The 25103-nt window shown below is 68.5% G+C and carries 25 protein-coding genes and 1 tRNA gene; 13 read left to right on the forward strand and 13 right to left on the reverse strand.

Going from position 1 to position 25103, the window contains the following annotated elements; all coding sequences use genetic code 11:
- Positions 1-8 precede the first annotated feature (8 nt).
- The 3 genes from ACTWPV_RS06820 to ACTWPV_RS06830 all read left to right on the forward strand — a co-directional run bounded on the left by ACTWPV_RS06820 (position 9) and on the right by ACTWPV_RS06830 (position 2323).
- Positions 9-1031, forward strand: a complete 1023-nt coding sequence (locus tag ACTWPV_RS06820) for a PHP domain-containing protein (RefSeq protein WP_443151052.1) — start codon at positions 9-11, stop codon at positions 1029-1031.
- A 115-nt stretch (positions 1032-1146) separates the two neighbouring features.
- A complete protein-coding gene (locus ACTWPV_RS06825; RefSeq protein WP_347646952.1) occupies positions 1147-1875 on the forward strand; it encodes a helix-turn-helix transcriptional regulator in 729 nt (242 codons plus the stop codon).
- Positions 1876-1963: 88 nt separating this feature from the next.
- Positions 1964-2323 (forward strand): VOC family protein, encoded by a 360-nt coding sequence (locus tag ACTWPV_RS06830; RefSeq protein ID WP_443151053.1) that lies wholly within the window; start codon positions 1964-1966, stop codon positions 2321-2323.
- A gap of 135 nt (positions 2324-2458) precedes the next feature.
- Here ACTWPV_RS06830 and ACTWPV_RS06835 read toward each other — a convergent pair whose 3' ends face one another.
- The 3 genes from ACTWPV_RS06835 to aceE all read right to left on the reverse strand — a co-directional run bounded on the left by ACTWPV_RS06835 (position 2459) and on the right by aceE (position 7659).
- A complete protein-coding gene (locus ACTWPV_RS06835) occupies positions 2459-3247 on the reverse strand; it encodes a maleylpyruvate isomerase family mycothiol-dependent enzyme (RefSeq protein WP_443151054.1) in 789 nt (262 codons plus the stop codon).
- 10 nt (positions 3248-3257) lie between these two features.
- The gene (locus tag ACTWPV_RS06840) at positions 3258-4754 is read right to left on the reverse strand and encodes an alpha/beta hydrolase (protein WP_443151055.1); all 1497 of its coding nucleotides are present in this window, start codon (positions 4752-4754) and stop codon (positions 3258-3260) included.
- A gap of 157 nt (positions 4755-4911) precedes the next feature.
- Positions 4912-7659 (reverse strand): pyruvate dehydrogenase (acetyl-transferring), homodimeric type, encoded by a 2748-nt coding sequence (aceE, locus tag ACTWPV_RS06845; protein WP_443151056.1) that lies wholly within the window; start codon positions 7657-7659, stop codon positions 4912-4914.
- A 613-nt stretch (positions 7660-8272) separates the two neighbouring features.
- Between aceE and ACTWPV_RS06850 the strand changes: the two genes are divergently transcribed.
- From ACTWPV_RS06850 to ACTWPV_RS06885, 8 genes are all read left to right on the forward strand, one after another.
- Positions 8273-8455 (forward strand): DUF1918 domain-containing protein, encoded by a 183-nt coding sequence (locus ACTWPV_RS06850; RefSeq protein ID WP_347646947.1) that lies wholly within the window; start codon positions 8273-8275, stop codon positions 8453-8455.
- A gap of 21 nt (positions 8456-8476) precedes the next feature.
- Complete coding sequence (locus ACTWPV_RS06855; RefSeq protein WP_443151451.1) at positions 8477-8872, forward strand: YjbQ family protein; 396 nt, start codon at positions 8477-8479, stop codon at positions 8870-8872.
- Between the two features lie 117 nt (positions 8873-8989).
- Positions 8990-9418: a DUF3052 domain-containing protein gene (locus tag ACTWPV_RS06860; RefSeq protein ID WP_347646945.1), complete on the forward strand. Its 429-nt coding sequence runs from the start codon at positions 8990-8992 to the stop codon at positions 9416-9418.
- A gap of 36 nt (positions 9419-9454) precedes the next feature.
- Positions 9455-9910 (forward strand): peroxiredoxin, encoded by a 456-nt coding sequence (locus ACTWPV_RS06865; RefSeq protein WP_443151057.1) that lies wholly within the window; start codon positions 9455-9457, stop codon positions 9908-9910.
- Positions 9911-9924: 14 nt separating this feature from the next.
- Positions 9925-10236: a hypothetical protein gene (locus ACTWPV_RS06870; RefSeq protein WP_347646943.1), complete on the forward strand. Its 312-nt coding sequence runs from the start codon at positions 9925-9927 to the stop codon at positions 10234-10236.
- A gap of 251 nt (positions 10237-10487) precedes the next feature.
- Positions 10488-11438 (forward strand): ROK family protein, encoded by a 951-nt coding sequence (locus ACTWPV_RS06875; RefSeq protein WP_443151058.1) that lies wholly within the window; start codon positions 10488-10490, stop codon positions 11436-11438.
- A 17-nt stretch (positions 11439-11455) separates the two neighbouring features.
- Positions 11456-11527, forward strand: a tRNA-Val gene (locus ACTWPV_RS06880).
- Positions 11528-11799: 272 nt separating this feature from the next.
- Positions 11800-12108, forward strand: a complete 309-nt coding sequence (locus tag ACTWPV_RS06885; RefSeq protein WP_443151059.1) for a hypothetical protein — start codon at positions 11800-11802, stop codon at positions 12106-12108.
- Between the two features lie 20 nt (positions 12109-12128).
- Here ACTWPV_RS06885 and ACTWPV_RS06890 read toward each other — a convergent pair whose 3' ends face one another.
- Both ACTWPV_RS06890 and ACTWPV_RS06895 read right to left on the reverse strand, forming a co-directional pair.
- Complete coding sequence (locus ACTWPV_RS06890; protein ID WP_443151060.1) at positions 12129-12362, reverse strand: hypothetical protein; 234 nt, start codon at positions 12360-12362, stop codon at positions 12129-12131.
- Between the two features lie 129 nt (positions 12363-12491).
- Positions 12492-14000: an alpha/beta fold hydrolase gene (locus ACTWPV_RS06895; protein ID WP_443151061.1), complete on the reverse strand. Its 1509-nt coding sequence runs from the start codon at positions 13998-14000 to the stop codon at positions 12492-12494.
- A 435-nt stretch (positions 14001-14435) separates the two neighbouring features.
- On the opposite strand from ACTWPV_RS06895, the gene ACTWPV_RS06900 reads away from it, so the two are divergent.
- Positions 14436-14774, forward strand: a complete 339-nt coding sequence (locus ACTWPV_RS06900) for a hypothetical protein (protein ID WP_443151062.1) — start codon at positions 14436-14438, stop codon at positions 14772-14774.
- Between the two features lie 340 nt (positions 14775-15114).
- Here ACTWPV_RS06900 and ACTWPV_RS06905 read toward each other — a convergent pair whose 3' ends face one another.
- The 8 genes from ACTWPV_RS06905 to ACTWPV_RS06940 all read right to left on the reverse strand — a co-directional run bounded on the left by ACTWPV_RS06905 (position 15115) and on the right by ACTWPV_RS06940 (position 22616).
- Positions 15115-15969, reverse strand: a complete 855-nt coding sequence (locus tag ACTWPV_RS06905) for a hypothetical protein (protein WP_443151063.1) — start codon at positions 15967-15969, stop codon at positions 15115-15117.
- Positions 15970-16594: 625 nt separating this feature from the next.
- A complete protein-coding gene (locus tag ACTWPV_RS06910; RefSeq protein WP_443151064.1) occupies positions 16595-17041 on the reverse strand; it encodes a hypothetical protein in 447 nt (148 codons plus the stop codon).
- A 153-nt stretch (positions 17042-17194) separates the two neighbouring features.
- The gene (locus tag ACTWPV_RS06915) at positions 17195-17563 is read right to left on the reverse strand and encodes an amidase domain-containing protein (RefSeq protein WP_443151065.1); all 369 of its coding nucleotides are present in this window, start codon (positions 17561-17563) and stop codon (positions 17195-17197) included.
- Between the two features lie 109 nt (positions 17564-17672).
- Entirely contained in the window at positions 17673-18200 is a 528-nt protein-coding gene (locus ACTWPV_RS06920; protein WP_443151066.1) for a GNAT family N-acetyltransferase, read from the reverse strand.
- A gap of 192 nt (positions 18201-18392) precedes the next feature.
- Complete coding sequence (locus ACTWPV_RS06925) at positions 18393-18731, reverse strand: VOC family protein (RefSeq protein ID WP_443151067.1); 339 nt, start codon at positions 18729-18731, stop codon at positions 18393-18395.
- 183 nt (positions 18732-18914) lie between these two features.
- Positions 18915-20321, reverse strand: coding sequence for a glycoside hydrolase family 28 protein (locus ACTWPV_RS06930; RefSeq protein ID WP_443151068.1), 1407 nt, complete (start codon positions 20319-20321; stop codon positions 18915-18917).
- Between the two features lie 428 nt (positions 20322-20749).
- Positions 20750-21475, reverse strand: coding sequence for an AAA family ATPase (locus tag ACTWPV_RS06935; protein WP_443151452.1), 726 nt, complete (start codon positions 21473-21475; stop codon positions 20750-20752).
- 43 nt (positions 21476-21518) lie between these two features.
- The gene (locus tag ACTWPV_RS06940) at positions 21519-22616 is read right to left on the reverse strand and encodes a helix-turn-helix transcriptional regulator (RefSeq protein WP_443151069.1); all 1098 of its coding nucleotides are present in this window, start codon (positions 22614-22616) and stop codon (positions 21519-21521) included.
- A 63-nt stretch (positions 22617-22679) separates the two neighbouring features.
- On the opposite strand from ACTWPV_RS06940, the gene ACTWPV_RS06945 reads away from it, so the two are divergent.
- On the forward strand, positions 22680-24911 hold the full coding sequence (locus ACTWPV_RS06945; RefSeq protein WP_443151070.1) for an ATP-binding cassette domain-containing protein: 2232 nt from the start codon (positions 22680-22682) through the stop codon (positions 24909-24911).
- The last annotated feature ends 192 nt before the right edge of the window (positions 24912-25103 follow it).

Here is a 25103-nt window from a genome sequence, read left to right on the forward strand (position 1 = left end):
GAGGGTGTATGGATCCGGTCATGGCCCTGCGCGAGATCGCCTTCCTGCTGGAGCGCGCAGGCGAGCCCACCTACCGTGTACGGGCATTCCGCCGCGCCGCCGCGGTCGTCGCCGACCTCCCCGAGGACGAGCTCGTGCGGCTGGCCCGCACCGATGGGCTCGGCGACCTGCCGGGCATCGGCAAGGTCACCGCTCTTGTGGTCAACGAAAGTCTCGATGGCCAGGTTCCGACCTACCTGCGAAGGTTGCACGCCACGGAGGACGTCGAGCTCGACGCCGAGACGGCCGCGCTGCGCACGGCGCTGAAAGGTGACCTGCACAGCCACTCCGACTGGTCGGACGGCGGGTCGCCGATCGAGGAGATGGCCGAGACCGCCGCCGGGCTCGGCCACGAATATCTTGCGCTGACCGACCACTCGCCCCGCCTGACGGTGGCCAAGGGCCTCTCGGCCGAGCGCCTGGAGCGCCAGCTGGGCGTGGTGGCCGAGCTGAACGAGCGCCTGGCCCCGTTCAGGGTCCTGACCGGCATCGAGGTGGACATCAACCCGGACGGCTCGCTCGACCAGGAGCGGGAGCTGCTCGAACGGCTCGACGTGGTGGTGGCCAGCGTGCACTCCAAGCTCCGCATGGACCGCGCGGACATGACCCGCAGGATGGTCACCGCCATCGCCGACCCTCTCGTGGACGTGCTGGGGCACTGCACCGGCCGGGTGGTGCGGGCCGGCGGGCGGCGCGGGGAGCGCAGGCCGGAGTCGGAGTTCGAGGCGGAGCTGGTGTTCGAGGCGTGCCGGCGGTTCGGGGTGGCGGTCGAGATCAACTCGCGGCCCGACCGGCTCGACCCGCCCAAGCGGCTGATGCGGCTGGCGTACGAGATGGGGTGCGTCTTCGCGATCGACTCCGACGCGCACGCCCCGGGACAGCTCGACTGGCAGCGGTACGGCTGCGAGCGGGCAGCCATGTGCGGCATCGAGGCGGAGCGCCTCGTCAACGCCTGGTCCCTGGACAGGCTCCTCGACTGGACCCGGGCCTGACGCTCCGGGCACCCTCCCTCCGATCGTCAGATCTTTGTAGTCCTGCGGTGAGGCAGGGGTTGCCGGGCGCCGCGGAGCCCCGCGGTTGTCGGTGGCGCGGCGTAGCGTCGCGGATGTGAACCGTACCGACCGGCTCTACGCGCTCGTCGAAGACCTGCGCGCCATCGCGCCGCGCTGCCGCTCCGCCCGCGAGCTCGCCGGGCGGTTCGAGGTGAGCGTGCGCACGATCGAGCGCGACATCACCGCGCTGCAGGAGTCCGGCGTCCCGATCTACGCCCAGCCGGGCCGCAAGGGCGGTTACGCCATCGACAAGAAGATGTCCCTTCCCCCGCTCAACTTCAGCCCGGCCGAGGCGGTGGCGATCGCGGTGGCGCTCAGCCAGGCCGGCGACCAGCCCTTCGGCCGTCAGGCCCGCAGCGCGTTACGCAAGGTGGTGGCCGCGATGCCGGGGCCCGAGGGCGAGCTCGCCAGAGAGCTGGCCCGGCGGGTGCAGCTCGTCCAGCCGCCCGACCAGCCCGCCGCCGGCATCCAGCCCCTGGGCGCCGAGGGCATCTCCCGGGCCATCGAGGAGGCGCTGCTGCGCCGCCGCGTGCTCAGGCTCGACTACGCCGACGCCAAGGGCGCGCTGACCTCGCGCGACGTCGAGCCGGGGGTGTTCCTGGGCGGGCGTGGCGGTTTCTGGTATCTCGTGGCGTGGTGCCGGCTCCGCGACGACGTACGCGTCTTCCGCCTCGACCGCATCGCCTCCGCCACCGTCACCGGCGAGCGCTGCCCCGAGCGCCCGCTCGAGGGGTTCGCCACGGACGTGCCTGAGATGGTCGTCCACGGCACCACCCTCGACTGAACTCGTGCTCGAAAATCAAGAGGAAACACCGACATAGGGTTGTCGCTCCGCCGTTAGATCGTTGTCCTGTTCGAGAACTGAGGAGACGATGATGGACAACACGGTGACGTGGTTCGAGGTCGCGAGCGACGACCCGGAGAGCGCCGAGAGGTTTTACGGCGGCCTGTTCGGCTGGGCCTTCACCGGAGAGGGCGGCCCGATCGACTACCGCACGATCAGCCGGCCGGGCGGCGAGCAGCCGATGGGCGGGCTGTTCAACACCAAGGGCGAGTTCCCCAACCACGCGATCTTCCACGTACAGGTGGCCGACGTCGAGGAGACCTGCGCCAGGAGTGAGTCGCTCGGCGGCAAGGTGCTGATGAAGGTGATCGACGACGGTGCCGGCACCGATTTCGCCTACGTGAGCGACGTGTCCGGCAGCGTCTTCGGGGTCTTCCACCGCAGGTGATCACCGGGCTCGGGCCGGGGGAGCGCCTTCCCCGCGACCACCGGCCCCCGCCCGGGCCGCTCCGCGCGGAGCGGTTCACCATGACGCCCTGGACACGCCGCCGATCGCCGAGCGGCGGCGCGTCCAGGGCGATCGTCAGAAGTCGACGGCGGACAGCCAGCGGCCGAGGAGGTCGCGGTCGCCGTGCACGGTCAGGTCGACGGGTGAGCGCCTGCCATAGAGCATGAGCAGCAGATCCGAGACCGGGCCCTGGACGGCGGTGTCGCCCTTGGCGTGGCCGCGCGCCCAGGTGATCTTCCCGGCGGGGCCCTGCGTGATGGTCCACTCGCCCTCGCCGTCGCTCGCGTGGAGGTGGATCGTGGCCCTCTCCACACCGAGCCCGGCCAGCGACCGGGTGACCCAGGCGGCGTGCGGCAGGTTGTGCAGGAATTCCTCGACGCCGTCGATGGCGGTCTCCGCCGGGACGACCGGGTCGAGGCCGAGTGCGAGCTCGGCGTCGACCCGGTGGACCACCAGCTCGAAGAGCATCCGGCGTGTCCACCACGCGGCCCGCCGGTCCGGGCCCCAGGTCCACACCTCCAGCTCCGGATCGGTGGTGCGCAGCGTGTCCAGCAGCTCGGCGGCCCCCGCCATCAGCCAGCCGGGGTCGCCGCTCCGCCCCTCGGCCAGCCCGCTCGGCACCTGCCGCGACCAGATCTTCTCTTGCACCTGGTTGCGCAGCACGTGGACCGCCCAGCGATGGGTCCGGCCGACATGAGTGATCAGCTCCGCGAGCGTCCATTCCGGACACGTCGGCACCGCCACCGACAGGTCGCCGGCCAGGGCGGCAAGGCGCGCGGCCTCGGTCTCTATCCCCGCGATGCGCGCGTTACGCGACTTGTTCTCCGTCTCCTGGCCCGTGCTCCGAGCGTTGTTCTGCGTCACCTGGCCCAGCCTAGGCCGCCGGGCAACTGGCGCCCTTCTCGGGCACCTTGCCGTCGAGCAGGTACGCGTCCACGAGCCCGCGCACGCACTTGCTGCCCGACAGGTACGCCCCGTGCCCCTCGCCCTCGTACGTCACCAGCGTGGCCGTCCTGAGCTGGGCCGTCAGCTTGGGTGCCCACTGGTACGGCGTGGCCGGGTCGCCCTTGCCGCCCACCACCACGATCGGCGCGGACCCGGTGGCGTCCACGTGCCGCGCCTGGTTGCTGCCCTTGATCGGCCAGACCCGGCACAACCCGCCCGAGCCCTCGCTGCCGAACAGCGGCGAGATCTTCAGCGCCGCCGCCTCGGTGCGCCGCAGGTCGGCCTTGCTGGGGCGCTCCGCGGTGTCGGCGCAGGTGATGGCGGGGAAGCTGGTCATCTGCGTGGAGTAGGTGCCGTCGTCCCTGCGCCCGGTGTAGTTGTCGGCGAGGTAGAGCAGCGCCTCGCCGTTGCCTTTGAGCCCTTCGCTGAGCGACTGCTCCAGGAACGGCCAGGTCAGCTCGGAGTAGAGGGCGGCGGCCACGGCGGTGGAGGCCAGCCCCTGCGTCAGCGTGCGGCCGTGAACGTTGAGCGGCTTGGTGGTCAGCTGCCTCAACAGGTTCTCGACGTTGCGGTTGGCGGTGGCCTCGTCCTTGCCGAGCGCGCACGTGCTCTTGACGCACGAGCGCAGGAAGCTCTCGTACGCCCGCTGGAAGCCGCGCGTCTGGGCGAGCGTGCGCTGCTCGAACGAGACCGTCGGGTCGAGCGGCGCGTCGAGCACCATCCGGCCCACGTTGTGGGGGAACTCGGTGGCGTAGACGGCGCCGAGCTGCGTGCCGTACGACATGCCGACGTAGTTGAGCTTGGAGTCGCCCACGGCGGCGCGGATGCGGTCCATGTCGCGGCTGGCGTTCACGGTGCCGACGTGGGGCAGGATCTTGCCGGAGTCGCGCTCGCAGAGCTCGGCGAACCTCTTGTTGGCCGCCGTGGTGCGCCGGTGCGTCTCCTCGTTGGGGGGCAGCGTGTTCAGCGAAGTGTACGCCTCCAGCTCGGAGGCGTCGCCGCAGCGCACGCCCGAGCTGCGGTCGACGCCGCGCGGGTCGAAGCTGATCAGGTCGTAGCGGGCCCGCAGCGTGGTGAGCGCCTTGGCCGCCTGGTCGAGCGTGTCGACGCCGGAAGCGCCCGGGCCGCCGAAGTTGAACACCACGGATCCGAGCCGCTTGTCCTTGCCGGTGGCGGGCAGCTTGATGAGCGCCAGGTCGAGCTGCTCGCCGTCGGGTTTGTCGTAGTCGAGCGGCACGGCGAGCGTGCCGCACCGCACTGAGGGGTCCTGGCGCGCGGGAGGCTCACCATCGGGACGCTCGATGTCGGTGCACGGCCCCCAGTCGATCGTGGCGGTCTCGCCGGGAGCGTCCGTGGCGGGCTCGGCTGGTGCGGTGGAGCAGCCGGCTGCGGTCACGAGCAGGGCGGCGGCTAGGACACGTCGCATATCGATGGAACTTCCCCTCGTCTCTCAAGGGGGAAGTAGTGCCCACAATACGTGACCGTGCACCAAACCCGGGTGAGGCGGCGCGTATCCACCCGGGTCGCGCCGCGACGGCGGCGCTCCCACGAGGACCTCGCGGGAGCGCCGCCGTCGGGACGGGTCAGACGCCCATCGACTGCGTGTCGTTGCTCTCGGCGCCGCCCGCCTCGGTGACGCCGTTCTTCAGGTGGTAGCGGGCGATGGCCTCGCGCAGCACCTCGCCGCCGAGCTCACCCTGCTTGACCAGGCTGGACAGCACGGCCAGCGTGATCGACGCCGCGTCCACGTGGAAGTGGCGGCGCAGCGCCGAACGGGTGTCGGACAGGCCGAACCCGTCGGTGCCCAGCGAGGACCAGTCACCCGGCACCCACTGCGCGATCTGGTCCTGTACGGCCTTCATGTAGTCGCTGACGCCCACGAACGGCCCTCGGGCCTGCGACAACACCTGCGTCACGTAGGGGACGCGCCGCTCGGCGTCGGGGTTGAGGAGGTTGTGCTCCTCGCAGGCGAGGGCCTCGCGGCGCAGCTCGGTCCACGACGTCGCCGACCACACGTCGGCCGACACGCCCCAGTCCTCGGCCAGCAGCCGCTGCGCCTCCATCGCCCACGGGCCGGCGACGCCCGAGGACAGGATGTTGGCCTTCGGCCCCTGCGTCTGCGGCCCCTCGGCGAACTTGTAGAGGCCCTTGAGCAGGCCCTGCACGTCGATGTGCGGGGGCTGCGCCGGCTGCAGGTAGGGCTCGTTGTAGACGGTCAGGTAGTAGAAGATGTCCTCCGGCTGGTCGCCGTACATCCTCCTGAGGCCGTCCTTGACGATGTGGGCCACCTCGAACGCCCAGGACGGGTCGTAGATGACCGCGGCCGGGTTGGTCGAGCCGATGAGCGGGGTGTGGCCGTCCTCGTGCTGCAGGCCCTCGCCGTTGAGCGTGGTGCGGCCCGCGGTGGCGCCGAGCAGGAAGCCGCGGCCCATCTGGTCGCCCAGGGCCCACATCTGGTCGCCGGTGCGCTGGAACCCGAACATCGAGTAGAAGATGTAGATCGGGATCATGTGCTCGCCGTGCGTGGCGTACGACGTGCCGGCGGCGATGGTCGAGGCCATCGACCCCGACTCGCTGATGCCCTCGTGCAGGATCTGCCCCTGCACCGCCTCCTTGTAGGACAGCAGCAGCTCCCTGTCGACGGCCTCGTAGGTCTGGCCGTGCGGCGAGTAGATCTTCGCCGTCGGGAACATGGCGTCGAGGCCGAACGTGCGGGCCTCGTCCGGGATGACCGGCACGAACCTGTGGCCGATCTCCTTGTCGCGCATCAGGTCCTTCAGCAGCCGTACGAACGCCATCGTGGTGGCGACCTGCTGCTTGCCGGAACCCTTGCCGAAGGCGTTGTAGACGTCGTCGCCGGGCAGCTTGACCGGCTTGGCGCGGACGACCCGTTTGGGCAGCACGCCGCCGAGCGCGGCGCGGCGCTCCATCATGTACTGGATCTCGGGGTCGTTCTCGCCCGGGTGGAAGTAGGGGGGCAGCTCGCCCTCGAGCGCGGAGTCGGGGATCGGCAGGTAGAGCCGGTCGCGGAACTCCTTGAGCTCGGCCTTGGTGAGCTTCTTCATCTGGTGGGTGGCGTTGCGGGCCTCGAAGTCCTTGCCCAGCGTCCAGCCCTTGATGGTCTGGGCGAGGATCACCGTCGGCTGGCCGACGTGCTCGCGGGCCGCCTTGAACGCGGCGTAGACCTTGCGGTAGTCGTGGCCGCCGCGCGACAGCTTGCGGATGTCGTCGTCGGTCAGGTGCTCGGCCATCTTGCGCAGGCGCGGGTCGGAGCCGAAGAAGTGCTCGCGGATGTAGGCGCCCGACTCGACGGAGTAGGTCTGGAACTGGCCGTCGGGCGTCGTGTTCATCTGGTTGACCAGCACGCCGTCGACGTCGGCCGCCAGCAACGGGTCCCAGTCGCGGCCCCACACGACCTTGATGACGTTCCAGCCGGCGCCGCGGAAGTAGGACTCCAGCTCCTGGATGATCTTGCCGTTGCCGCGCACCGGGCCGTCGAGCCGCTGCAGGTTGCAGTTGATCACGAACGTGAGGTTGTCGAGCTCCTCGCGCGCCGCCACGCCGATGGCGCCGAGCGACTCGGGCTCGTCCATCTCGCCGTCGCCCAGGAACGCCCACACGTGGCTGCGGCTGGTGTCCTTGATCTGCCGGTTGAGCAGGTAGCGGTTGAAGCGCGCCTGGTAGATCGCGCCGATCGGGCCCAGGCCCATGGAGACCGTCGGGAACTCCCAGAAGTCGGGCATCAGCCGCGGGTGGGGATAGGAGGGCAGGCCGTGGAAGCCGTGCGACAGCTCCTGGCGGAACGCGTCGAGCTGGCTCTCGTTGAGCCGGCCTTCGAGGAAGGCGCGGGCGTAGATGCCCGGTGCGGCGTGCCCCTGGAAGAAGACCTGGTCGCCCGACTCGCCGTGGTCCTTGCCGCGGAAGAAGTGGTTGAAGCCCACTTCGTAGAGCGACGCGGCCGAGGCGTAGGTGGCGATGTGGCCGCCCACGTTGGTGCGGGCGTTGGCCCTCGACACCATGATGGCCGCGTTCCAGCGGATGTAGGCGCGGATGCGGCGCTCGACGTGCTCGTCACCCGGGAACCAGGGCTCGCGCTCCGGCGGGATCGTGTTGATGTAGTCGGTGCTGCGCAAGCCCGGCACGCCGACCTGGTGCTCACGGGCCCGTTCGAGCATGCGGAGCATCAGGTAGCGGGCTCTGGTGCGGCCTTCGGTCTTGACGACGTTGTCGAGAGACTCGAGCCACTCGTTGGTCTCACTGGGATCGACATCAGGCAGCTGGCTGGGTAGGCCGTCGCTGATGATCGAGAATCGCTGGCGTCCGGAAGCCACTGGGTCTCGCCTTCCGAGGTGGACTGATGACTGGTCTGGGTCGCCTTCCATCCTGGTCGCTAGACGTAGAAAACGCATCTCTACTCGCCGGTAACCAGGGTGTCCCTGCTGGCAGGAGGGGTGCCGATGGCCTAGACCACCGATGGTAGGACGAATCTCGCCACAGGTTACATCCCGGGAGCAATTTAACAAGACCGGAAAACGGACGAAATTTCGCCCATATGGCCTGGATCGGTCCCGGGGGCTCGCCGTACGTGAACCTGCCCTGAAGAGGCGGGCGTACGCGCCTGGCGCTGTGCCGCGCGAGTCTAGCCCCCGTCCGGCGCCGCCCACGGACAGAGGGTGGGCGTCGGGCTCTCCTCTATTAGAGGCGCGCGCGTGGACGTCTCCCGTACCGGTGATCTTCAGGTCCTGCCCTCGGGAGTCAGGTGTTCGCTCACAGGTGAATCGTCGGAGAGGGAGTGCGCCGCCCGGTCGGCGGCGCCGGGCGCCCATGGTCCGAGCTGCGTAACATTTTGGTCATATTTCGGCTTGTCATCGCTCTGGGCGCAAAAAATCCCTTGTCTCCAGATCCGGTCTTCTCTTGAGGCTTTCGGAGTATCAGGCTGGAGGTATGAAGGCGACGGCAGGCGACCGGCTCCTGATGCACGGAAATATCGTTGGCGAAAGGGACCGGGTCGGAGTAATCGTGGAGGTCCAAGGCCCGGACGGCGGGCCTCCCTACATGGTGCGGTTCGACGACGGGCACACAGGGCTGGTCTTTCCCGGTCCTGATGCGGTCGTTGTCCGTAAGTAAGATTTTCTTGTGAAATCTCAAATCATCTCTGTGGCCACCGGTTCACGGGAGACGGTGCGCGACATCACGGCCGAATGCGCCGACTTTGTACGCGCGCAGGGTGACGACGGGCTGCTGCACATTTTCGTGCCGCACGCCACGGCCGGGGTCGCCCTGCTCGAGCTGGGGTCACGCAGCGACGACGACCTGCTCGCCGCGCTGCGCGACCTGCTGCCGCCCGACGACCGGTGGCGTCACGCGCACGGTTCGCCCGGGCACGGAAGGTCACACGTCATGCCCGCGCTGATCCCGCCCTATGCCACGATCCCCGTGCTGGGCGGGAGAATGGCGCTGGGCACCTGGCAGTCCGTGGCCCTGGTCGACCTGAACGTCGACAACCCGCAACGCCAGGTTCGGCTGTCGTTTTTGTCTGATTGATTCTGACCGACCACGGCCGTACCCGTGGCGACCGTTGACGACTGAGGGTCACAGCGTGTGGACTGTGCCGAAGCGATAAACCGCATAAGCGGGGCCACTCAAGCAGGAGGGATAAACGTGAGCGCGACCGCGGGTCAGGCGCAGGGCGAGCGCGGCCTGGCCGAACGACTCGGCCTCAAGCCGGGTCAGGTGGTGCAGGAGATCGGTTGGGACGAGGACGTCGATGACGAGCTTCGCGACTCCATCGAAGACCTGACCGGCAACGAGCTGCTGGACGAGGAGAGTGACGACGTCGTCGACGTGGCGCTGCTGTGGTGGCGCGACGGCGACGGAGACCTCTTCGACGCACTGACCAACGCCATGCGATCACTCGCCGAGGGCGGCCAGATCTGGCTGCTGACTCCCAAGGCCGGGCGCGATGGCCACGTGGAGCCGAGCGACATCGGGGAGGATGCCACGACCGCGGGTCTCTCGCAGACCAGCAGCATCTCCGCAGCCCCCGACTGGTCAGGCACGAGGCTCGTGACGCCCAAGGGCCGACGGTAGGAGCTCGAGCGCCCGCCGTGCGGCAGGATGGTTCCCGTGAACGCACATCCTGCCGAGGTCGGCGCCCAGGCTCCTGATTTCGAGCTGCAGGACCAGCACGGCACGCCGGTGCGCCTGTCCCAGTCCCGGGGCGCCAATGTCGTGCTGGTCTTCTACCCGCTCGCCTTCAGCGGGATCTGCTACGGCGAGCTGTCCGCGCTGCGCGACACCCCGCTCGACGGGGCACACCTGCTGACCGTCTCGGTCGACTCCATGTTCACCCACCGCGCGTGGGCGGATCGTGAGGGTTACACCTTCCCGCTCCTCTCCGATTTCTGGCCACACGGACAGGTCGCGCGGGCGTACGGTGTCTTCGATGAGGCGAAGGGGCTCGCGCTACGGGGGACCTTCATCATCGACGGCGAGGGCTTGATCCGGTGGAAGGTGGTCAATCCGACCTCCACCGCACGTGACGTCGCCGACTACGTGAAGGCACTCGCCGACATCTCTTGACTTCGGAGGCAACGATGCCCTGCTACCGCTGCGGGGCCCGGCAGACCGACCCGGTGCGCGGCGCCAGCCCGTGGCAGCGCGGGGTGCGCAACGAGTCCCAGGTGCTGATCTGCCCGGACTGTCAACGGCTGCACGACCACGACCTGGACGCGTGCTCCACCTGCGGGTCCGCGGCGCTGATCTGCCGGTTGGGCGAGGTGGAGTGCCGATCGTGCGGGGCCGTGCGGATGGCCCGCTCCGATGCGCTGACGGTATCGGTGGCGCCGCCGCCGGGGCTCTCAGCGGAGGTGGAGGCGGCGCTCAACAGGGTCCTCGGGCGCGCCTGAGCCGCTTCTGGGCGGCCGGACGGTTCGATGCCGGATGGTTTTCCCCTTGTTGGTGGACAGGCCCTCAGACGTACGCCTGGGCCCTTCCGGCGCGTGTCGCGGGAGTCTGGCGTGCACGGTCGGAGGGTTCCGTCCGGGCCACTGCATGGAGCACCGGCCCGCGGGAACGACCGTCTGCGCGCGCCCGCTACGTTCAGTGCTTCAACAGCGCCTTTCCGGACATGTGATGAGCTGCGCTATCGTCTCCTCTCGTGTCCGCAAAGAGTTCGTTCGTCGTAGCGCTCGACGTCGGTGGCACGTCCATGAAGGGCGGCCTGGTCAGCGAGTCCGGCGCGGTGCTGCTGAGCGAGCGGCGCCCGACCCCGCGGGCTGAGGGCCCGGAGGCGGTCGTGGCCGCCATCTCCGGCTTCATCGGTCACCTCGCCGGCTCGGGCGACGGCGACCCGGCAGGTGTCGGTCTGGCCGTTCCCGGCCTGGTGTCCGACAACTCCGCCGTCTACGCCGCCAACCTGGGCTGGCGCGACGTTCCCGCCACGGACTTCACCGCCCTGGACATCCCGGTCATGCTCGGGCACGACGTACGCACGGGCGGCCTCGCGGAAAGCATCCTCGGCGCGGGCCAGGGCGTTGCCGACTTCCTCTTCCTGCCCATCGGCACGGGCATCGCCGGCGCCTCGATCATTCACGGCGAACCGTACGGCGGCTCCGCCGGCTGGGCCGGCGAGATCGGCCACACCCCGGTCTTCCCGGACGGCGAAGAGTGCGCGTGCGGCCAGTTCGGCTGCCTGGAGACGTACGCCTCGGCCGCCTCGGTGGGGCGCCGCTACGGCGAGCGGGCGGGCGTGGAAAACGTCAAGGCCGAGCAGGTCGTCTCCTCCGACGACCCGATCGCCATCGAGGTCTGGGACGAGGCCGTGGAAGCCCTGTCGCTGGCGCTGGCCACGTACACACTCCTGCTGGACCCCTCACTGATCGTCCTCGGCGGCGGCCTGGCGGAAGCGGGCCCCGCCCTCTTCGACCCGGTACGCACCCGTCTCGTCAAGCGCCTGGCCTTCCGCGACGCCCCACCCCTGGTCCCGGCGGCGCTCGGAGTGGACGCGGGGATGCTGGGGGCGGCCCTGCTCGGCTGGCGCGCGGCAAGTCGTCCTGAGCTGGGACCAGGGTGGACGGCGGATGTGCGATCGGCGCCGATGGTGTCGTAAGGTGTAGTGCCGATCAGGGGCGGTTAGCTCAGCGGTAGAGCACTCGCCTTACAAGCGAGGGGTCACTGGTTCGAACCCAGTACCGCCCACCTGCATCAAGAAGCCCGCAGCGATCATGCTACGGGGCTGTCGTGCCATTAGCTCACGCGGACGAGCGCGCCTGAAGAGTGAGCATTCAGAAGTGCGTGATCATGCTGACGTGAGCGGCATCCGAGGGATGGGATGATCGTCGGGTGCCGAGGACCCCGGACCGCCCGTCATACGACGAGTTGGCCTCGCTCGTGGTCCGGCAGATGGAGACGGTCGAGGCCCAACGGGAGACGATCGCCCGGTTGGAAGCGACGGTAGACAGCATGTTCCGGTGGAGCGCTGCGCTCAGCTGATCGCCGATGTCACCGGTGCCCGGGCCTTGCCCGGCTGGGTGTCGTCCGTCCTGTCCGAGGCCGCCGCCCTGGTCGCCGACAGCATCACCGTGATCCGCGCGCTGCGCCCGGTCAAGACCCAGATGAAGATCTCCGGCTGCCATCAATCCGAAGATGGCGCCGCGCACTGGCTGACCGTCCGCTCCTATCTCGACAGCGCCCGCAATCACGGGCTGAGCGCCTTGGAGGCGATCCTCCGCGCCTTCACCGGCAACCTGTGGACGCCGCCCGTCGCACTTGATGCCTGATCAGCACGCATCACCCAGCGTCACAGAACCGCCTGCCAGGTCGCGGCCTCACCCCGACGATCGCCGATCTCCCGCTGCAGATCCAGCGCGACCGCGGGGTGAACGAGGGCTCCGTCATGGTCGCCCAGCTGGGTGTGGAGCCAGCCGAGGTTGTCCAGCGCGCGGGCCTGGCCGATCCGGTCTTCGCCCTTCTCGTACAGCAGCGGCGCTTGCTGGCGTGGTCGAGCGCTGTCTGCTGGTGACCCCGCACCCACACCACCCAGGCCGCGCCTGGTACTGGCACGTGGCCCTGGCGGCGGCGCGGGCCGAGGTCACGATGAGGGCTGATGCAGCGGACACCTGTGGGGAGCGGGTGTCCACCGTACCTTGATCGGTTGCGGGGGTCAGACGCGGTTGCGGGTCTCGGCTGATTCCGGCAGCGGCATCCCTGAGCAGGTGGTGGTGCGCTTCCCGGTCTCGAAGTAGTCGACCAGCTTCTCGATGCAGCCGGGCGCCTGGAAGGCGGAGCCGTGCACATCGTCGTCGATGGTCACCACGGTCCCGCCGATGGCCTCGCGCATGGCGGGCGTGGCCTCGTACGGCGACATGCTCTCGTGGAGGTGGCCGGAGAGCATCAGCGAGCCGCCGAAGGGCCGCAGGTCCGTCTTCTGTACCGACAACGGCCACCCCGCGCACGGCGCGACGTAGGGAGTCGCCGCCACCGTCCGCCCGGTCACCGGGTAACGCTGCACACGCTTCTGATAGGCGTTCCACCACGACTCGAACGTGCGCTCGCCCATCTCCTCGTTGCATTGGAACGCCAGGTTCGCCGTGAGCTCCCTGCCGTCCTGCTGGGGGCCGAACATCTTCTTGACCGCTGGCGGCGCGGTCGGGCCCTCGGCGTCGACCAGTTCCTTGAGCACCTGGGCGGCCCTTGGCCACTGTGTACTGGGCCGGACCGCGGCCTCGGCGATCAGCGTCCCGTCCACGGTGAGCCCGATGTCGGTGAATCTCAGCGGATCGGCGTCGTACGCCTTTTGCATGTCCTCAAGCGCCGCCACCACGTCCTTCGTGGTCGTGCCGAACCCGTAGGTGTCGTCGCGCTCCGCGATCCACGCGGCCATCCGCTGGAAGTTGCGGTGAGCGGCCTTGGCCCCGGCCTCCACCCCGGTGTCCCTCCTGTGGTCGGGTGAGGCGACGCTGTCCAGCCACATCCGGTCCACCTTGCCGGGGAAGAGGCTGCCCAGCACTGCGCCGAGCCAGGAGCCCCAGGAGCCGGCGAGGAAGCTGATCTTCGGCTCGCCAAGCGCGGCGCGGATCCTGTCGATGTCACGGGCCACGTTCGCGGCCGTGACCTGTTCGAGGAATTCGGGATTCGACTGGGCGCACTGCCGGTTTATCTTGACCGTCTCGGCGTAGGCCTTCCTGGCGTGTTCCTCGGTGACTGGGCCCGGCGGGCGTTCGCTCCAATGACCTTCGGGGCACGCGACTTTCGTACTGGAGCCGACGCCTCGCGGGTCGATTCCGATCAGGTCGTAGCGCTCGTCCAGCTCCGCCCCATTCGTGACGATCCGGTGGGGCATCAGATAGCCGGACCCGCCGGGGCCCCCGGGGTTGAACGCCAGGCTGCCCCGACGGTGTTTCTGGTCAGCCGCCTTCAACCTGGTCAGGGCGATGCTGATCTGCTTGCCCGCCGGGTCGTCATAGTCCAGGGGAACGCTGATCGTCCCGCACTCGGTACGGCCGAGCAGCTGCCTGTACTCCTCGAGATTCTCCTCCGACACGCCCAACCGGCGCAGGTCCTCGTCGGAGTATTCCGGGCACTCCTGCCACTCGATGGCAGGCGCCCTGGCCGCGCCTTCCACCTCGCCGATGGCCGCCGAGACGGGCGTAGCGACGACGAGAGAACTCATCAGCAACGCTCCTGAAAGGAGACCGGCCGAACGGGCCGTAGCCGCACGATTCATTGGTTGATTCCTTCCACGGGGAACGAGAGCGACCTGGCCGGACCAGAGGTCCCGCGGCACACCGGTTTCGACGTTCGTACTATCCGGCCACAGCGGCCGTTTCCTCGCTGTTTCCAGAAAAGGCAGCGCGCGCCGTCGGCTCGGCTTGTCGGTCGAGGTCAAGCCATGGTTCTCCCGGTGCAACGAGGAAGGCGAACGGTTCGACATACCCCTTGGACACCAGGACAAGGCCGAGACTCAAGATCCGGGATAGGCGCGGGATGAATCGCGAACTGGCCGCGGTCGATCAGAAGCGCAGGTCGTACGTAGACGTGCTCGGCGACTTTAGTCCGGTCAATGTCCGGTCGATGGCCTGGCCCTGGGAGGCATCCAACGCAAACTATGGATCATGTGTTCGCATGCACCTCAAGACCGGAGGGCAAGACCATGCCACGAACGCTCCAGAAGATCACACTCACCGCCATCGGCCTACTCGCTGGTGCTGGATTCAGCGTGGCTGCCACGGCGCCCGCACAGGCTGACCGGTACGACTGTGAGTCGTATCTGTTCGTGAAGGGCTACATCGTCAGGCAGGCCCACAAGGACGTCTGCCGGCGGACCGAGCTGAACGAGGGCCAGATCGGAAACCACGTCAGCTGCATCATCGACCTCGAGCGCTTGACCCCGGGCGGCATGCGCGAGGGGGAAGCTGCGGAGGCGTGCCGTCGGGCAGTGTTGTAGACGAGGCAAACAGCAAGGGCTCGAACCCCGGCATCAGGGAGGTTCGGGCCCTTCGTCGTTCTAGGGTTTAGTCCGAACCAGCTGAGCAGCCCTCCACAAGACAGCGCCGCCAGCACCGAGCCCCCGTGAGGAGCGCAGCGGGCCACGTTGATCCGTCCGCAAGCATGAGTGCGGCGACGACCGTGATGGCGCTGGAGGCTGCGAGAACGATTCCCGCCTCGTGGATCACCGCGCCTCTCGTCTCACCCTGCGATCACACGTACTTGGCTCCCCGGCCACCGTGGCTTTTGACCAGGACAAGCCAAGCGGACCAGGGCCAGGGCGCCCACGCCGCGGTACGTCAAGACCCCACCTGCTTGAGGAAGCCCTCCAGGACCACCAAGCCCTGCCCGTACTTCGCATCGACCTCGCGCTGCAGCTCCAGCGTGACCACCCAGACCGCGATCTTGACGTGTCCTTCCCACTCGTCCACCGAGGCCGAGTACGTGCCCCGTATCTCCTGCTGCGCTCTCTCTTGGAGCGCCCGCAACTCCGTCTCTGTGCGCTGAGCACGGCTCAGGCACAGCGCACCGCCCCAGACCTCACGGATCGCGGACTCCCGGGTGCTCGGGTCACCGGTGAACCGCAGGTTCAGCACCAGTCGCTTGGGGTCGTTGGCGTGTCGCTCCACAGATCTACGGTCACGGGAGTCATAGCCCTCGATCTCCTCGAGGTAGCTCTGGTCCAGCCAACTGCCCGCGTACCCGGGAAGCTTCTGAGCCTTGGCGATCGCGTCCGCCATCGCCTCCTGAGTCGCCTTCGCGGGGGCGACGGGGCGCCAGCCGCCTGTTGGCTTGGGGCAGGGTGTGGTGAGGTCGGATCGGCTACGCGGGGCATCGTGGTGCTCGGCGGGGCGTGGCGGCTCGGTGAGCCTCAACCTCTTACCGTCCCAGGTGCCGACTACGTGGTAACTGCCCCAGCGCACGCCGTTCCGGGCAGAGTGCTCAACCGCGTTCCAGTCCCATCCGATGATGTCGGGCCCGCCGCATTGAGGTGGCAGGGACTGAGCAACGATGGCGCAGAGTTGAGGGCCGTGCTGTTGGTCGGCGAGCACGGTACCGTCGGCCTGGTACTGGATTGTGGGGACGGTGGCCGCAGGCGCCGGCCCACAGGCGGCGAGCATCACGAGCACGGCTAAGCGCCAGATGCCTTTCATGCATCTAGGACGGGCGGAAACGATCAGTGGTTCACGGTTTCACGCTCTCCGGAGAAAGGCCGTCCATGGATGCCTCGTGGGAGCCACCCGAACGGATGGTCCTCGGTTCTCGGCGGCGATGAGCCCCGACACCAGGTGGGAAGACATGTGTCCGTATGGGTGTGCCATTCGCGTGCCATTAGCTTCGGCTGACTGCTTCCGCGTTGATGGGGACGACCTTGGGAAGGTGCAGGTTGGCTCCTCGACTGGCCGATCTTGGGCTTCGTGCCATCAGGTGGTGCGGGGATCTCGTTCTCAGCCGCCTTTGTGATCTTGGTGTTCGTCGCATCGGCGATCTTCCGGTCGGCTTCCGCCGTCCTGTGCTTAGGGGTCGCGCGGGATGATCTGATCGTCCGCCGCCGTCATGAGCACTGCCCTACGCGGAGCCATCGCCGCCGCCAGCACCGGCAACCGCCACACCATCGCCGGACGCTCCGGCGTCGAACGCATCGACAGCTACTCATGAGGGCCGGCGATGGAATGCCTCCGCATAATGGTGTGACCGCCTCAACCCAGGGTGGCCTATTCTTGCCGTGGCAAGACCGAATCATGCTGAGCCGGCAGGTCCCGCGGAAAGCGCAACTCACTAGGAGTTGGTGGGGCGTTCAATCGATGCTGTCGTCTGGTTCGAGGGCAGAGTGGGATTCCTTCCCAGCGTGATGAACCAGCGTTCACCTTCTCTGGACAGGTACAGCGTCTCGCGGTAGGCGCCATTCGCACCTACTCCCACCACCTGAGCCTTGGCCGCCTTCGGCGTGATCTCACTCCGGATGTCGATTGACGTGATCCGGATGTTCCGGCCGCCGTAGGTGTGGACGCGTTGCCGTATATCAGTGGATGCGTCGTTGCCTGGAGGTGCAAGCCGCGCGATGGCCTGATCGTCGGAGAGATTCAGCGCGTGGATGTATTGATCAACGGCGATTCGAGGGCTGGAGGCGCCACTCTCGGACTGGGGGGTACAGCCGATCAAGGCCAAGCATCCGATGAGGACCGAGGCGATCCTCAACCGGATGCCCTTGTTGTGCTTGTCCATATCTCGGACTCTACGTCCGATGGGCGTAGTACATCGTGCCGTCTCCGTAAGCAGCGATAATGCTGCTAAGCGGCCTGTCCTTGGTGTCCGCGCTGTTATAAGTCATATACAGCTCGTCCACGCCATCGCCGCCTATGCCGATGTCGGTAACATTCATGAGTGGCTGATATTGCCATTGCTGTCACTGTCGATTTGAAGAACGTCCGCTATGCCCATGTGCCAGGCATTCGTTAATCCAGTGACGCGTCCGGACCGCTCCCTGGCGAACTGAATCCAGTTATGTGCGGCTGCCCACGTATAAGTTGTGGTCGCCACCAGGTCCCCGTAGAACCATTCCTTGGGGCTTGTGGGATCTTCTCCTGGCCATGCACCGGGTTCTTGCCAGTCGCCGGTTTTGAGGATTTGTGACAGGAAGTTGGTGCACGGACTCTGCGGTGGTAAGGAGCGAGTGACCTGTCGAATTGCTCTCTTTTGACTCAAGCGACGGCGCCCCGCGCCGCGCTGCGGCCCAGGGCCGGTCACGGCGCGGGGTTCCGCGTAACCGTCGGCGGCGCCGAGTTCCCATGCCGTGGGAGCTGCGAAGTGAACCGCTCAAAGCCGAGCCCTGTGCCTTTCGGGGCGGTGGCAAGGATCAAAATTTCGTGGTCGGGACCCAGTAGCGACGCTTTTGCGCGGTGATGTCGAGCAGTTGTCCGCCGTTGGCCTCGATGACCCGTTGCGAGGCGATATTGGTCTTGTCGCACATGACCAAAGCCTGAGAGATGCCTAGAGACCGGGCGATCGGCAGCGCTGCGGCGAGCATGGCCGTCGCGTGACCCTGGCGACGTGCGCCAGGGCGGACGTCATAGCCGATGTGGCCGCCGAACATCTCCAGCGCCGGGGTGAGCCGGTGACGGATGGCCAATCTGCCGAGGAATTGCTCGCGGTTGACCCACCACAGGGTGGTCATCGGTACGAATCCGGGGCGCACCCCCGATGAGTTCCGCTCGTCGACCAAGCGCGCGGTGTACGCCTCGAAGGCCGCCGGGTCCACCAGAGCCTGCGGGTCGACATCGTCGACGAACCAGGGAACCGGATAGTCAGGGTCGGCGCGGAACTCCGCCACCGCGGCCAGGAACGACGTCAGCATCTTGCCGATCGGCTCGATGAACTCCGGCATGGCGACCATGATGCCCGTGCGGGTGGGTGGTGCCAAGCGGGTATCGGTCCCAGCGACGTCGTCGCCGCACGGGCGCGTGGAGGACCAGCGGTCCTCCAGTAGCTCGTCGCGGTGTCAGGACGGTCGCGGTGGTAACAGAAGAAACCCGTACCGGCATACCTGGCATGGAGCGCGGCGGGCGGTTTCACCCGATCAGGGCGCCTCGGCGAGTGACAGGCTGTTTCCGTCCGGGTCCAGCACGACGACATGGCGCACGCCGTTGCCGTAGGTCTCCACCGGTTCGTGGCTGATGCCGTGGGTGGCGAGGCGGGCCAGGATGTCGTCGAGACCGGTCACCCCGAGCGTGATCATGGCTCTTCCCACCCGCTCGGCTCCAGCGCCCCGGTCGTCGACGACGACCCACGCGTTCTCGCCGACCTGCCACAGGTATTCCTCGCCGATGACCTCGTCCGCGGGGCGGCCGAAGAACACCCCGAACCATTCCAGCGACTTCGTACGGTCGCTCACCGGCATGACGCTGTACAGGTCCACGTGGACCACTCCCGTGACCGGAACTCATCGGGCCGGGCCTGGCCCGTGGGAGGTGACCGTGGGCCGTCACGCCGAGCGCGACGATCGTCGACGCGACGCCGGATGCCATCAGCCCGAGGCCGGGGCGGGCGCTGAGGCACTGCTTTCCACGATGCGGGGCATTCGCCGGTGCGGCCCTCGCGGTCAGGGCACGGTCAGCGGCTCGCCGTTGGCGGTGACGTTCTTGAGCACCAGGTCCTCGACGTGCTCGACGACGATCGGCGTCGCGGTGGCGCCGAAGTCCACGTCGGTCAGCGTGACCCCGCGGATCGGGGCGTCGGCGTAACCGCGCAGGTTGAGTGCCCGGTTGGCGGTCCGTACGGTCACGTCCCGCACGTCGATCCCGCCCACCTCGGGGTTGAATCCGTGGCCGGGTCCCTCTTCGTAGTTGAAGTTGATGTCGATGACCGAGCCGCCCACCTGGCCGATCTCGAGGTCCCTGGCGTGGAAGCCCTCGATGAACCCGCCGCGTACGGAGTTCGTCTTGAAGCGCAGGGCGATGTCGAGGTTGGGGCTGGACATCGCGCAGTCCCTGATGAAGACCTCGCGTACGCCGCCGGACATCTCGCTGCCGATCGTCATGCCGCCGTGACCGTCGCGGAAGGTGCAGTTCTCGACGACGATCTGCTCGCTGGGCACGTTCACGCGGCGGCCGTCCGCGTTGCGTCCCGACTTGATCGCGATGCAGTCGTCGCCGGTGTCGAACGTGCAGCTGCGGATCACCACCATCCGGCTCGACTCGGGGTTGCAACCGTCGTTGTTCGGGCCGTGCGACTCGACCGTGACGTCCTGCACGAGAACGTTCTGCGAGAGCGTGGGGTGGATCTCCCACATCGGTGAGTTGACGATGGTGACGCCCTCGACGAGCACGTTGTCGCACCGGTAGGGCTGGACGAAGGACGGACGCAGGTAGCCGCCCTCGCCGTATCTCCGCCGCGTGACCGGCACGCCCTGCTCGGCCTGGGCGAACAGCGCGGCCCTGGCCTCGGCCTGTTGGGGCTCGCCCGGCTCCCAGCCGTCGTCGCCCGACCCCTTCCACGGCCACCAGTGATCGTGGTCGGCCTGCCCGTCGAGCACGCCTGACCCGGTCACCGCGATGTTCCGCTGGCCGTAGGCGTAGATCAGCGGGGAGTAGTTGTAGAGTTCGACGCCCTCGAACCTGGTCAGCACCAGCGGAAGGTACGCCTTCGGGTCGGTGCTGAACAGCAGCCTGGCGCCCGCGGTGACGTGCAGGTCGACGTTGCTCAGCAGGTGGATCGCGCCGGTCAGGAACCGCCCTTCCGGCACGTCCACGTGCCCGCCGCCCGCCGCGTGGCAGGCCCTGATCGCGGAGCGGATGGCTTTCGTGCAGTCCGTCACCCCGTCGCCGGTCGCGCCGAAGGCCCGGATGTCGAACCGGCGCCGCGGGAATCTCGGCCCGCGCACCCTGGCCACGATGTGGTTCGCCCGCGCCCACGGATCGGGCGTGGCGTGTACGGCGCGCGCGTCGAGGATCGGGACGGCGAGGGCGGACATCGCCATGGCGCGCATGGCGTTGCGGCGGCTCAACATGGGGCGGCTCCCTGCCTGCTCGGGACACCCCGGATGCTAGGCCAACCCGTTGCAGTGATCTAGGGGTGTGGGCCACATCAGTCCAGGATCAGGGCTGCAACCGTTTGCATGAACGCGAGCCCTGCCACGGTCGGGGCATGGTGGAAGGGCGGCGCTGTCTCCGGCAGGAGCTGGTCGACAGGCGGCCCGTGGCACCGCCGCGGGAGGTCGGCGCTCCCGCGGCGGAGGACGGCACGCGGGCGAGGTACGAACTCGACCGCGCGTACCTGACGCCGGGCGCGGCTATCGCCCGTCCTGCCGAGGGCTGGGACCTGCACGGAGAGTGGTGTACGAGGCGTGCCCCGGCCGGTCCGGGTCATCGTCGACGCTCGGCGGGGCGGCCCAGGGTGACGGCTCCCGCGAGCCGGCACCCGCCCGGCTCCGACCGATCAGTCGTCCAGGACGTACCGGAGATAGAAGTCCGGCTTGCCGAGAAAACGGCGGAAATGGTCGACGACCTGAAGCTTGTCCCACTCCACCGGATGGATGCCGTCGTCGCTGAGTTCGAGGATCTGCGCGCCGGGCAGCCCGCTGAGGATCGGTGAGTGGGTGGAGCAGATGATCTGCGCGCCCTTGGCCGCGGCGCGGTCCATCAGGCCCATGAGCCGCAGGCACGACATGAACGACAGGGCCGCCTCAGGCTCGTCCATAAGGTAGATCCCGGGGCCCGCCACCATGCTTTCCAGCACGGTGAGAAAGCCTTCGCCGTGGGACTGCTGGTCGGGGTGCTCCGTCCAGTAGCCGGGCAGGCCGGAGACGGCGCGGCCGAGGTTGATCAAGGTCTCGGCGCGGAAGAAGAACGAGCGGCGCTTGAGGCGGGGCCCGCGCGTGAGCCGCAGCCCTTCGGCGGTGAACGACGCGTCGAGCGCCTCGCCGAGCTCGGTGGCGGGGCCGGTGTTGGCGTAACGGGTGCCGGCTTTGCCGCCTTCGGAGTTGACCTTGCACGCGTCGGCGATCGCCTCGATGATCGTGGACTTCCCCGAGCCGTTCTCGCCCACCAGGAAGGTGACCGGTGCGGAGAGCTCCAGGCCATGCTCGCCTAGGTGGCGGACGGGCGGCAGACCGGCGGGCCAGCCGGTCAGCGGACCGCGCACGCTCAGCCGGGTGAGCAGCATCACCGCATCTCCTCCTGGTCACTCACTTCCGGGGTCGCTGGGCTCACCACGCTAACGGGCCCGAGCGCCGCGTGCGGCTTCCGGCACGTCCGTGGTCATCGACCATGGGCGACTCGCTCTGACCGGCAGGTGCCGCGGCGAGGAGCCGTTCGCCGAAGGTGCGGCAGGCCTCCAGGAGGTGCGGCGCCGCGTCGATCTCGAAGCCGGCCTCCAGGAACGCGAGGTTGAGGACCAGCCACTGCCAGGAGTCCAGCGCGAGGCTGACCCGGGTGTGCGTGTCGTCCACGGAGTGGATCTCGGCGTCCTGGAACTTCAGGGCGTCGACGACGTCCGCCGCCGGCGCCTCGACCAGGACGCTGACGCGTTCCTTGTTCCTGTTGAGCCCTCGACGCAGATATTCCGACGCTGACTCGGCCGGCAGCGGGCGCGGCGTGTAGCGGCGGCCGGTCCTGGACGGGCCGGTGACCCGGTCGAGGCGGAACACGCGCCAGTCGGCACGGTCGACGTCCCAGGCCAGCAGATACCAGCGCAGCAGGTGGTGAACCTGCCGGTAGGGCTCGACACGCCGTTCCGTGCGTTCGCCGCGGGCGTCGGTGTAGGTGAACGACATCGTCTCGCGGTGCGCGATGGCTTCGCCGACGAGGCCCAGCTGCCGGGCCGCGACGCTCGGCGCGCGTTGAGGGCTCGCCTCCAGACTGGAGCGGATGGAGGCGACATGAGGGCGCAACCGGGCGGGGAGAAACTGGTCGAGCTTGCCGTACGCGCGGGTCGCGGCGGCGTCGATCCCTTCCTCGGTGGATGGCCCGGTGGATGGCCCGGTGGATGGCCCGGTGGATGGCCCGGTGGATGGCCCGGTGGATGGCTCGACGGCGGCGAGGGAGGCCAGCGCCAGCAGGGTGGCCACCGCCTCGTCGTCGTCCAGGACGAGCGGCGGCATCGTACGGCCGGAGGCGAGCCGGTAGTAGCCGCCGGGGCCGGGCTGGGTGTCGACGGGATAGCCGTATCCGCGGAGCCGGTCGATGTCCCGGCGCAGGGTACGCGGGCTGACGCTCAGCCGCCGGGCCAGTTCATCGCCGGTGAACGAACGGCCCGTCTGCAACGTCGACAGCAGGGCCAGCATGCGTTGGGTGACGTCCGCCATAGCCTGAATTCTTCCACCGGTTGCGGTCAGAATGTGGCCACATCTGCTCGTAGCCTCTCCGACATGAGTGAGCGCAGCATCATCATCCGCCGGGCCCGGACCAACAACCTGGCCGACGTGGACGTCGACGTTCCGCGTAACCGGCTGGTCGTCTTCGCGGGGGTGTCAGGTTCCGGCAAGTCGTCGCTGGTGTTCGACACGATCGCCGCCGAGGCCGGCTACCAGATCAACGAGACGTTCCCGCCGTTCGCGCGTAACCGGTTGCCGAAGTGGACGCGCCCCGACGTCGAGCACATCGAGGGGTTGACTCCCGTGATCGTCGTCGACCAGCGCCGGATCGGCGGCAACGCGCGCTCGACCGTCGGCACGATCACCGACGCCTGGACCTACCTGCGGTTGCTGTTCTCCCGCCTCAGCCACCCCTACGTGGGCGAGTCGAGCCACTTCTCCTTCAACGAGCCCGCCGGCATGTGCCCCGCCTGCTCCGGCCTCGGGGAGGTGGTGGTCACCGCCGTCGAACGTATCCTGGACCTGGACAGATCGCTCGCCGAGGGCGCGATCCTGCTGCCCGGCTTCGGCAACGGCGGCTACTGGTACGCCCAGTACGCCGACATCGGATCCTTCGACCCCGGCACCCCGCTCCGCCGGTGGACCCCGTCCGAACGCGAGGCTCTGCTGTACGGCGGTCAGGCAGCGGCGCAGCTAGGACGCAAGCCCCCCAAAGGCTACGAGGGCGTCGTCGAGCGGTTCGAGCGGATCTACCTGCACACGTCCGACAACCTGTCGGAGCGCAAACAGGAGACCATCCGCCGCTTCACCCGCGCCGAGACCTGCCCGGAGTGCGGCGGCGACCGGCTCGGCAAGGCCGCGCGGACGGCCACGGTGCTCGGTCACACGATCGGTGAGATGGCCCGGATGGAGATCACGAAACTGGCCGGACTCGTCCGTACGATCGACTCCGCCCGCGTCGCGCCCGCCGTGGAGGCACTGACCGCCCGGCTGGAGGGGATGATCAGGATCGGGCTCGGCTACCTCACGCTCTCCCGGGCGACCACGACCCTCTCCGGCGGGGAGTCGCAGCGCATCAAGATGGTCAGGCACCTCGGATCCAGCCTCACCGAGATGACCTACGTCGTCGACGAACCGAGCGTGGGACTGCACCCCACCGACGTGGAGTCGATGATCAGAATCCTGGAACGGCTCCGCGACAGCGGCAACACCGTCCTCGTCGTCGAGCACGACCCCGCCGTCATGGCCCACGCGGACCAGGTCATCGAGCTCGGACCCGGTGCCGGCGACGGGGGCGGGCGGCTCGTGTTCCAGGGCACCTACGCCCGGCTCAGGGAGAGCGGCTCGCCGACCGGCCGCGCCCTGGCCAGGCAGCAGCCGATCAAGCGCGCCCCCCGCCCCGCCACGGGCTCCTTCACCGTCGCGGACGCCAACCGCAACAACCTGCGCAACCTCACCGTGCGGTTCCCCACGGGTGTGCTCACCGTGCTCACCGGCGTCGCGGGTTCGGGCAAGTCCAGCCTCGCCGGGGAACTGGTGGCCCAGCACGACGCGGTCGTGATCGACCAGAAGCCGGTCAGCACCAACCGCCGCTCCACCCCGATCACCTACACCGGCGTCGCACCCGCCATCCGCAAGCTGTTCGCCAGGCACAACGGCGTCCCCGCCGCCCTGTTCAGCGCCAACTCCGAGGGCGCCTGTCCCGACTGCGGCGGGCTCGGCGTCATCTACACCGACCTCGCCTTCATGGACGGCCAGGAGGTCGGCTGCCGGACCTGTCACGGCCGGCGCTTCACCCCGGAGGTCCTCGCCCACACCGTGAACGGACTGTCGATCGCCGACGTCGACGACCTCACCGTCGACCAGGCCGACGCCCGGCTGCCCGACCAGGGCATCGCCCGCGCCCTGCGGCAGCTCTCCGCCGTCGGACTGGGATACCTGCGCCTGGGACAGTCGCTGAGCACGCTGTCAGGAGGGGAGTGCCAGCGCGTCAAGATCGCGAAGGAGCTCCGCGAAGCCGGGCAGCCCACCGTCTACGTGCTCGACGAGCCCACCACCGGATTGCACATGGACGACATCGACACGCTCCTGCACGTCCTCGGCGACCTCGTCGAACACGGCCACACCGTCGTCGTCATCGAGCACAACCTCGACGTCATCCGCCAGGCCGACTGGCTCATCGATCTCGGCCCGGGACCCGGCAGGCACGGCGGGACCGTCCTCTTCGAAGGCCGCGTCGCCGACCACACCGACCGGACCACCCCCACCGGCCGCGCCCTCGGCTGAACATTCCCTATCTCCGGAAAGTGCACCCACAAATTCAGGGGATCGCCGCAGGAAGGCGGGATGTACGCCGCCCGTTATTTCGGCGCAAGTTGATCCTGGGGCGGTGTGTGGCTCCTGATGAACCAGCCAAGCTAACTCCTGGAAAATATCGGGAGCAAGGCTTTCGAAAGCCCCGGTCTGCGTCGATAGTGG

Source organism: Nonomuraea sp. KM88 (genome assembly GCF_052245635.1).
Taxonomy (GTDB): Bacteria; Actinomycetota; Actinomycetes; order Streptosporangiales; family Streptosporangiaceae; genus Nonomuraea.